This is a genomic window from uncultured Campylobacter sp., assembly GCF_938045205.1.
Taxonomy (GTDB): Bacteria; Campylobacterota; Campylobacteria; order Campylobacterales; family Campylobacteraceae; genus Campylobacter_B.
Genome location: NZ_CALIMY010000080.1, coordinates 1 through 9,202 on the forward strand (window position 1 = coordinate 1; position 9,202 = coordinate 9,202).

Consider the following 9,202-nt stretch of genomic DNA (forward strand, 5'->3'; position numbering starts at 1 on the left):
TGCGAGGTCGCTCCCCTTCCCGCCCCAAACCCCACCCAACCTCCGACGACGCTAGCGGGGCGGACTGCGTCCGCGCATTTTTATTTAGCGGCTTACGCCGCATAAAATTTTAGAATTTCAAATTGAGCTCTTGCGTTTTAAATTTTTAAAATCCTAAGTTTAAATTTAAAAGCTTTATAGCTTCGCGGGCGTAAAATTTAAAATTTCGCGGCGAAATTCTACGTTAAAAGCACCCGTGCTTTTGCAAACCTCGGCGAAGGCATAGATGAAATGAGCGAATTCCGCATCGTTCGCACCCGTGTCTGAAGCGAAAAGGCCTTCGAGCCTAAGTCTAAAGCGAGACGACCTTTGAGCCGAAGCCTCCTTCTGCGGGCGTGCCGTCGCGAAAGCCCTTGACGCTGGGGTGCGATTTTAAAAACTCCTTGACCGCGAACGCGAGCTTGCCCGTGCCGATGCCGTGCTTGACGATGATCTCATCAAAGCCCATCACGAGGCTTTGGCTGATGAATTTGTCAAGCCTGCTGATCGCTTCCTCGGCGCGCAGGCCGTGCAGATCGAGCACGAGCGACGCGGAGGAGGGCTTTTGCACCTTGATGCTGATGTTTTTTGCGGGCGCGGGCGTCGCACCGCTGCGCTTTAGCTCGCTAAGCGGCACGCGCAGCCTGATACCGTCGCTTAGCATCAGCGCCTGGGTTTTGCTGAGCGATAAAATTTCGCCCTTGATCTTGCCGTATTTGACGCGATCGCCCACCTTGAAGCTTTGCGGCTCGGGCGTGCTGAGTTCGGGCTGCTGCACGGCCCGTGCGAGCTCGTTTGCGCGGTTTATGGCGCGCTGCTTTTCACGCACGTCGCTTAGGCTCACGCTGCGTTTGGCCTCTGAAATCGCGCGGTAGTATTCGTTTTGCAGCCTTGAAAGCTCCGCCTTCAGCTCGCTTTGCGCGCGCTCGCGCTGATCTTTTAGCGCCTCGCTCAACGCGTCTAATTTCTCCTCTTTTTGCTGCGTTTGGGCTAGTTTTTGTTTTAGCTCAAGCTCTAAATTTATCGCTTTTGAGATCGCTTCGTTTAAATTTTCTTTGCTCTCGCCGTAGTTTTTACGCGCCGCGGCGATCAAATTTTGCGCTATGCCGTAGCGCAGCGCGGTTTCAAAGGCGTAGGATTTGCCGATCGTGCCCTTTAAAAACTCATATTTCGGCGCGCTGTTTTTCTCGTCGTAAAGCGCCGCCAGCAGCTCCACGCGCGGATCCTTCGCTAGTAGCATCGCCAGGCGCTTGTGATGCGTGGTGATGATCATTTTTACATCGCCGCTTATCAGCTGCTCGATCATCGCGCCGTATAGGCTCGCAGCCTCCTCAAAATCGGTACCCAGCTCGATCTCATCGACGCCGATTAGAATTTCTTTGCGCCCGAACAGCTTGCTAAAGGCAACCATCCTGCCCGCAAAGGTCGAGATGTCGTTTTTGGAGTTTTGCGGATCCTCCATTATGAGCTCGAACTCCTTAAAAGTGCCGATGCGGCTGAGGCTTGCGCGAATAGGCATCGGAAGGAGGTACTTAGCTAGCAGCGCCGCGCTTAGAATGCTTTTTAAAAGCATCGATTTTCCGCCCGCATTCACGCCGGTGATGAGCAGAATTTTGCCGCTAAATTCCACGCTCACGCGCTTTGGATTTTTAAGCGCGGGGTGGGCGAAGCTGTCTAGGACGATGTCGCGCGAGGGCTCAGGCAAGATGAACTCATAATCGCTCGCTCTTGCCATCGCGGCGCGCGCAATCAGCGCATCGATCGCGTCGAAAGCGGCGTTTATAAATTTCAGAAAAGCTAAATTCTTATTGAAAATCGCGCTGATCTGCTTGCAGTGCTCGAAAACGATCTGCTCTTTTTTATCCAAAATCGCGCTTTGAGCGGATTTCAGAGCCGCGATTGCGTCTGGAAGCACGTAAAAATAGCCTCCGCTTGAGCGCGCTACGACGCTGCCTTTTAGCACGTGGTTGAAGCCTCCGCGCACCAGCAGAGCCTCGGTGTCGCTTATGTAGTGGATCTGCGTATCGGCGAGATAGGGCGAAAGAGCTTTGGAATAGATCAGTCTTTTTAACGTCTGCTCGATCTCGCCCTTTTTTATCTTAAAAGCCTCATTTAGCGCGCCGAAGCGCTCGTCTATCGCGTCGCGAAAACCGCCCTGATCGTCGAAATAATCCTTTAGTTGCGCGATGGGCTCAGGAATCTCGATCTTTGCAAGCCAAGCAGCGAGTTTGCCCTCAAAAGGCTGTTTTTTGAGATACAAAAAATATCGAACGATCTTGCTAAACTCGTAAATTTCGCTGATATGAAGCACGCCGTGCTTTGAGATACGCATCAGCGCGTCGTCTAGGTTCGCAACGCTCTCGCACTGCGCCAGATCAAATTTCGTAAGCTCTGAAATTTTTTCAAAATTTAGCTTGCTATCGCCGCTTAAAAACAGCGGCTTTCCGCGCGCCAAAAAGCTTTTAAATTTGGCTAAATACTCGCCTAGATCTAGGCGCGTAAAGAGTTCGTCACTGATCATAAACGCACTCTTTGATCTTGTAGGTTTTGCCCTTAAACTCCGCGCCCACGCTTTTTTTGGCGATGAAAGCGCCCAGCGAAAAGGAGTAGGTGAAGCTCTCTCGCGTCACGATCTGCGCGGAGCTTTGCAAATTTAAGCTCTGCGGCGCGGAATTTTGCGTAGCTTTAGAATTCTGTGCGGAGGCTTGCGGACTATAGCTTTGCACGTCGTCTCGTTGCGCGGAATTTTGTGAGGCAGAGCTTCGCATACCTCCTTGGCTCGCGGAATTTTGCGGCGCGCGGTTCTGCGTATCGCCTTGCTGCGTAGAATTTTGCAAAGTAGGGCTTTGCGCGGAATTTTGCCCGCTCGAAACAGCGTCGCTAGTTTGCGCGGAATAGTTTTGCTCAGCGGAAGCCTGCTCGTTCGTTTGCACCGCGGAGCTTTGCGCGGCGGAAGCGGCCTCACCCTGTGCGTTTAAATTTGCTTCGTCGTCTTGTGAACCCAAATTTTTCGCATCCGCGCTGTGTTTTTCGGAGAAGGAATTTGCCGCGCCGCGAGCTTCGGCAGCGGAATTTATCGCGCCGCCACATCTTAATCTGGCGCCCGCGTTAAATTTAAACACCATCTCCTCCTCAAGCTTGGCGGATCGCTCGCTCGCGCTTTCGTAAAAATACGCCCCCGCGCACAGCAGCATGATCAGCGTCGTGGCGATGATTTTGACCCTTTTGCTTAAAATTTCGTCCCTCACGAAAAAGATCGCCGCGATAAATAAAAATGCGAAAATAAATACTAAAAATCTCAAATTCTATCCTTGCCCGTCCGCAGCGGAGTTTGGCTCGTAAATTCGGCGAGAGTTTTCAAGCTTAAAATTCTCCGCGCAACTGATAGGTGATGTCGCCTGCGCCAAATCCGATCACGAGCCCGTCGTTTATGATGTGTCGGACGCCGAAAATATCGCTAAATTCTATCTTCTCGCCGTTTCTAAAGACTCGCTCGGTAAATAGCGCTCCGAGTCCCTTAAACTCCTCTTTCAGATCGATGCCGTTGCTAGGCTCGCCCGCAGCGTAAACGGGTAGCACCACGAGCTCTTCTACGCCCGCAAAGCACTCTTTAAAGGCGTTTAAATTCGCCTTAAGCCTGCTGAAGCGGTGCGGCTGAAAGATCGCCGTGATCTTGCTAAGCCCTAGCAGGCTAGCGTATTCGCGCGCGCTTTGCAGCGTCGCTCTGATCTCGGTGGGATGGTGGCCGTAGTCGTCTATGAGCACGAAGTTTGGAGTGGCGCACAGGATGTCGAAGCGCTTTTTGATCCCCTTGTAATTTAGTAAATTTTTGCGGATCTGCTCTAGCCCCGTCTCGCACGCTGCGGCAAGGATCGCTAGCGACGCGTCTATGGCGATGTGCCTTCCTAGCCCGTAAACCTCGAAGCGTCCGAGCTCTTTAAGATTAAAGCTCATAAACGGCTGATGATCGCGTAGCAGCACCTTCAGATCCGTTATATCGCGCGAAGGAAAGAGCTTGATACAGCCGAGCTTGATGGAGCTTAAAAACTCATCCTCGGCGTTTATCACGCGGATCTTGGCGCGCTCCAAAAAGCCGCGATACGCCGCGTGAAATTTATCCAAATCGTTGTCGTAATGATCCATATGCTCGGGCTCAGCGTTGGTCACGACCGCAACGTAGGGGTTGGAATTTAAAAAGCTAGAATCGCTCTCGTCGGCTTCGAAGATGATGTTTTCGCTGTTTTCGTACTTCATATTCGAGCCGAACTGCTTGGAAATCGCGCCGATGATGACCGAGCCGTTTATCAGCGCCGAGGTTATCGCGCTCGTGGTGCTTTTGCCGTGTGCGCCGGCGACTGCGAAGACGCGCTTGTCTTTTAGCACGAAGGGCAGGGCCTCCTTGCGCGAGAGGCAGACGATCCCTTTTTTGCGCGCGGCTTGCAGCTCGACGTTGTCCTCTTTGATCGCGGCGGAGTAGATGACGATCTCCTGATCCTTGATCGCCGAAGCGTCGTGCGGCGTGATGATCTCCATGCCGTCCGCTCTTAGCTTGTAGGTCGTCTCGCTCTCTTTGATATCCGAGCCTGAGATGATAAAATTTTTCTCGTGTAAAAATCTCGCTAATGCGGAGATGCCTATGCCGCCGATACCGATAAAATGAACCTTTTTCACCTTTGTCCTTAAATATTATAATAGATAATTACGTTTAAATTTTTAAATCCCGCGTCGGCGAAATTTAAAAATTTAAACCATTCCCGCGCGCCTTGAAATTCGTCTTTAAATTTTACGAGCTCGCCGCGTCGCGCAACCCCGTATCGCTACTTTCGAAAGTGCTTTTAAAATTTGAGCGCTCAAAATTTGTCGTTTTTGAATTTCGTTTTTTAAAATTTGAGCGCTCGAAATTCCGCCTTGAAACGAGAGCGCTTAAAATTTTACGGCTCAAACTTGCCGTTAAAATTTAGAAGCGAGCAGGGCGCTGCTGCGCCTGCCGCATCGTATCGCGCACGAAGCCGCGTAAATTTCGGTAAATTTCATCACGCGTCCATTATTTAAATTTAACGCTTAAAATTTCGCCGCTCGGGCTCCGCAGTAAAGCCTATTTGCCACTTTGTACTTTAAATTTAGCTGATAAATTTACCCGCATAAATTTAAAATTTCGTCGAAATTTTAAATATCGGTGCGCCCGTTGATCGCCTTTATCAGCGAGAGCATATCGACGTTATCTAGGCTCACGCCCGTAGGCACGCCTTGAGCGAGCTTGGTAAATTTCAAGCTTAGATCCGCGAGCTTGTCCTCGACGTAGAGCATGATGCCGTCGGAGTTGATGCCCGGCGTCAGCGCAAATATCAGCTCGCTCGCGCCGTTTCGGCTCACCATCTCGCGTAGCGCCGCGATTTTATCTTCGTCAGCGGCGTCTAGCACGAAGTAGCGACCGTTGTAAATTTTATTACTCTCTAAAATAAAGATATCTTTGGGGTTTTCGACGATGCAAATTTTATCGCTTTCGCGCTCCTCGTCGGCGCAGTATTCGCAGATCTCGCCCTCGCATACCGCTCCGCAGATGCGGCATCTGTGCAGTCCGCGCACCGCCTCTTCGATATTGTGCGCTAAATTTAGCCCTAGGAAGGAATTTTGCACGCTTACGTAGTAGGCAAAGCGCAGAGCGGACTTTTTGCCCACGCCGGGGAGCTTTTCAAAGCTTGCGACGAGCTCTTCAAACCTGTCTGTGCCACTCATATGGCGCCCTTCGGCGAAAAGACGATCGAGAAGTAGTGCGTACCGTCGCTGTAATTGTACTCGAAGCGGAATTTATGCAGCTCGCAAATTTTATCGATGATGTAAAGCCCGAGCCCCATACCGGTGGCTTTCTCGTCTTTATTTCTGATAAAAGCCTGCTTATAATGCTCGAATGATTTTGCAAGCGCCGCGCCGCGGTTGGCGACACTTACTTTATTTTCGTCGCAGATGATGCGGACTTTTTTATCGCTGGAGTATTTTAGGGCGTTATCGATTAAATTTTTAATCGCCAGCGCAAATAGCCCGAAATCCACGTTTATCACCGCATCGCACTCGATATCTGTGCTAATGAGCTCGTCCCAATTATCGAGCATCGACATATCTTTTACTTGCTCTAAAATGAGGCTGAAATGATAATCCTGATAGTTGAGCGAGTAGCTCTTTGAGAGCAGTTGCTCGATTTTGGCAAACTCGTTGATTAAAATTTCAAGACGTTCGAAGACATTGACGAGCCGCTCTTTTTGTGTTTCGTTATCTAGCATTTCGGTGATGAGCCTGCCCTTGCCGATCGGGGTTTTAAGCTCATGCATGATGGTGCGCAAAAACAGCTGACGCGAGCGGATCAGCTCTTGAATTTTAGCAATCGCGTTGTTAAATTCCTGTGCGACCTGCCCGATCTCGTCTTCGCTATGCGTGGCGGCTAAATTTACATCCAAGTTGCCCTGGGCGAATTTTTTGATATTTTTGCTTAGTTTTTTTAGCGGCGTGAAGCTTCGCACTATCGATAGATAAAGTGAGATCAAAACCGCCATCGTAAGCAAAAACCCGACCCAAAGCGGATCGTTTAAATTCTTCGTGCCGAGGCTTTCGAAAACCACGACGAAAGAGTTGTTTTTGATATTTAAAAAAAGTGAATTATTATACTCGACCGAGCTAAACTCGCCGATAGAAGTGTCTTGAACGAAAAAAATTTTACCACTCGTGATGATGTTTTGGATGATATTTTTGTCTTTTACAAGTTCCAAGCCATAGCTGGAGAAGTAGCGCTCAATATCGCTGGGAGGGGCATTACGCTTGTATAGCTCAAGTAGATTATTGACCGCGTTTATTTGATTAGCCTGCATGCTGCCTAGAGCTCTATTCATCTGCATCCGTGCGAATGTGATGAAAAGCACGCAGACTAAGATGATCGCGATTACAAAAAAAACCGAAATTTTAGTGATTAAGGAGTGCTTCATCCGATGAGCTTGTAGCCGATGCCGCGAACCGAAAAGATATGCTTAGGCGCTTTGGAACTGTCGCCGATTTTGGTGCGTAAGCGTCCGATGATGACATCTAGGCTCTTTGAATCTTTATCTTTTAGGCTCTTGCAATGGTATACGAGCTGCTCGCGAGATACCGAAAAGCTATGCTGCTTGATTAGGTATTCTAAAATTTCATACTCCGCAGGCGTTAACACGAGCGACTCCTCGCCGAAGTAAATTTCATGGCGCTTATCGTCGATACGAAATACGCTATCCGTGGCGGTTTCTTCCTTTTCGCTAGCTTTTTTGTAGCGGCGGATGAGGCTCATAATGCGCGCGTGCATCTCTTTTGGATCATAAGGCTTCGGTAAGTAATCGTCCGCTCCGATCTGAAGGCCTACAACGCGATCGCTCACGTCGCTTCTAGCCGAGCTGATAATGATCGGGATGTCGTATTTCTCGCGGATCTCCTTGCAAACCTCAAGTCCGTCCATTCCAGGAAGCGTAAGATCCAAAATCAGCAGATCGTAGTTTTTGATCCCTGCGCTAATGCCCAGATATGGGTCTTCAAAGTTTGTAACTTGGATGTTAAATTTAGCCAGATATTCGGTTAGAAGCTGTGCAAACTCGCTGTCGTCTTCTATCATCAATACATTTATCATTTTTTATCCTTTACATCGTTGATTTGAAATTTTAAATATTGCATTATACATAAAAATAGTTAAGTCTTAACTTGAGTTTTATTAAATTTAGATAAAATTGCCTCTTTTGTATAGTTCAAGGAGAATTTCGTGGAAGAAGATTATTATGAAATTTTAGGCGTGGCGCGCGATGCCGACGCCGAAACGATAAAAAAGGCGTTTAGAAAGCTCGCTTTGGAATTCCATCCCGACCGCAACCAAGGCGACAAGGAGTCGGAGGAGAAATTTAAAAAGATCAACGAAGCGTATCAAATTTTAAGCGACGATCAAAAGCGCAGAATGTATGATCGCTACGGCAAAGAGGGCATCAGCGGCGCATACGGCGGCACGGGCGGCGGCGGATTTGATTTCAGCTCGATTTTCGGCGATTTTTTTGAGCAGGCATTCGGCGGAGGCGGTCGCTCACGCCCTAGTGATCCATACGGTATAGATACCGAACTAGCCGTAACGCTGGAATTTAAAGAGGCTTTAGAGGGCGTACACAAGGAGATAAAATACAAGATCAAAAAGCCGTGCTCCGCCTGCGACGCCACCGGCTCGAAGGATAAAAAAAGACACATCTGCTCCGCTTGCGGCGGTACGGGGCGCGTCGCGGTCAGGCGCGGATATATGAGCTTCATCCAAAGCTGCTCCGAATGCGGCGGCACGGGCGAGATCGTAAAAGACAGGTGCAAGGATTGCGGCGGCAAGGGCTTTACCGAAGAGGACGTGAGCCTTAAATTTGATATCCCCGCAGGTATCGACGACGGACAGCGCGTGCGCCTAAGCGGCAAGGGCAACGTTTCTAAAACCGGCGAAATCGGGGATCTGTACGTGATAGTGCGCGTGAAGGAGGACAGCCACTTCCTGCGCGATGGAGACGACCTGTATATCGAGGTGCCGGTGTTTTTCACGCAGGCGATCTTGGGCGAGAGCATCGAGGTGCCGACGCCGCGTGGCAAGGCGGAGCTGAAACTCAAAGTAGGCACCAAGGACAAGCAGCGTTTCACGATCTACGGCGAAGGCGCGCCAAATATCCGCACCAAGAAAAACGGCGATCTGATCGTGCAGGTAAACGTCCAAACTCCTAAAAAATTGAACGAGAAGCAGGAGGCGCTTTTGCGCGAGCTTCAAGAAAGCTTCGGTAGCAAGGGCGGAGACGACGAGGGGATACTCGATAAGATCAAGAATTTTTTCAAGTAAACTGCCTTGATCTGCCTTGATCTGCCTTGAGCGGCGGTCTTGCGGTTTTATTCACCAAAGTACGGGATTTTCGCTTGGAATCTCGCTAAGAGTTTGGATGTAATTTCGGTGTAAATTTCGTGTCATTATTTGGATAAAATTTAATTAGCATTTAATATTATTTAAATTTAAAGATTCTTAATATTAGTAAAGCAAATTAAAATTTTTATAATTAAGAGGTAGGATGATGTTAAAACAAATTTTAAATGTAGCGTTAGCATATGTTGGGGTTATTGTCGGTGCTGGATTATCGTCCGGTCAGGATCTGATGCAATATTTCGT

General features: G+C 49.1%; 7 protein-coding genes. 1 reads left to right on the plus strand and 6 read right to left on the minus strand.

Annotation, left to right across the window (positions count from 1 at the left end; genetic code table 11):
• Positions 1-331: 331 nt before the first annotated feature.
• The 6 genes from Q0198_RS04650 to Q0198_RS04675 all read right to left on the minus strand — a co-directional run bounded on the left by Q0198_RS04650 (position 332) and on the right by Q0198_RS04675 (position 7,660).
• Positions 332-2,539: an endonuclease MutS2 gene (locus tag Q0198_RS04650; RefSeq protein WP_297895565.1), complete on the minus strand. Its 2,208-nt coding sequence runs from the start codon at positions 2,537-2,539 to the stop codon at positions 332-334.
• Positions 2,529-3,320 carry a hypothetical protein gene (locus Q0198_RS04655; RefSeq protein WP_297895567.1) on the minus strand — a complete coding sequence of 264 codons (792 nt, stop codon included), beginning with the start codon at positions 3,318-3,320 and terminating at the stop codon, positions 2,529-2,531. The genes Q0198_RS04650 and Q0198_RS04655 overlap by 11 nt, the downstream gene beginning before the upstream one ends.
• Before the next feature lie 61 nt (positions 3,321-3,381).
• On the minus strand, positions 3,382-4,689 hold the full coding sequence (gene murC, locus Q0198_RS04660) for a UDP-N-acetylmuramate--L-alanine ligase (RefSeq protein ID WP_005870158.1): 1,308 nt from the start codon (positions 4,687-4,689) through the stop codon (positions 3,382-3,384).
• Positions 4,690-5,184: 495 nt separating this feature from the next.
• Positions 5,185-5,754, minus strand: coding sequence for a recombination mediator RecR (recR, locus tag Q0198_RS04665; protein WP_297895570.1), 570 nt, complete (start codon positions 5,752-5,754; stop codon positions 5,185-5,187).
• Positions 5,751-6,992, minus strand: a complete 1,242-nt coding sequence (locus tag Q0198_RS04670) for an ArsS family sensor histidine kinase (RefSeq protein WP_297895573.1) — start codon at positions 6,990-6,992, stop codon at positions 5,751-5,753. Before Q0198_RS04670 ends, recR begins: the two co-directional genes overlap by 4 nt.
• Positions 6,989-7,660: a response regulator transcription factor gene (locus Q0198_RS04675; protein ID WP_005870149.1), complete on the minus strand. Its 672-nt coding sequence runs from the start codon at positions 7,658-7,660 to the stop codon at positions 6,989-6,991. The genes Q0198_RS04670 and Q0198_RS04675 overlap by 4 nt, the downstream gene beginning before the upstream one ends.
• A gap of 129 nt (positions 7,661-7,789) precedes the next feature.
• Here Q0198_RS04675 and dnaJ point away from each other — a divergent pair, with 129 nt between their 5' ends.
• Positions 7,790-8,881: a molecular chaperone DnaJ gene (gene dnaJ / locus Q0198_RS04680; protein ID WP_297895576.1), complete on the plus strand. Its 1,092-nt coding sequence runs from the start codon at positions 7,790-7,792 to the stop codon at positions 8,879-8,881.
• Positions 8,882-9,202: the final 321 nt, after the last annotated feature.

What these genes read in the sequence shown, in the direction of transcription:
- Q0198_RS04650 (WP_297895565.1), bottom strand. Translation starts at nt 2,539, where the DNA reads ATGATCAGTGACGAACTCTTTACGCGCCTAGATCTAGGCGAGTATTTA.
- recR (WP_297895570.1), bottom strand. Translation starts at nt 5,754, where the DNA reads ATGAGTGGCACAGACAGGTTTGAAGAGCTCGTCGCAAGCTTTGAAAAG.
- Q0198_RS04670 (WP_297895573.1), bottom strand. Translation starts at nt 6,992, where the DNA reads ATGAAGCACTCCTTAATCACTAAAATTTCGGTTTTTTTTGTAATCGCG.
- Q0198_RS04675 (WP_005870149.1), bottom strand. Translation starts at nt 7,660, where the DNA reads ATGATAAATGTATTGATGATAGAAGACGACAGCGAGTTTGCACAGCTT.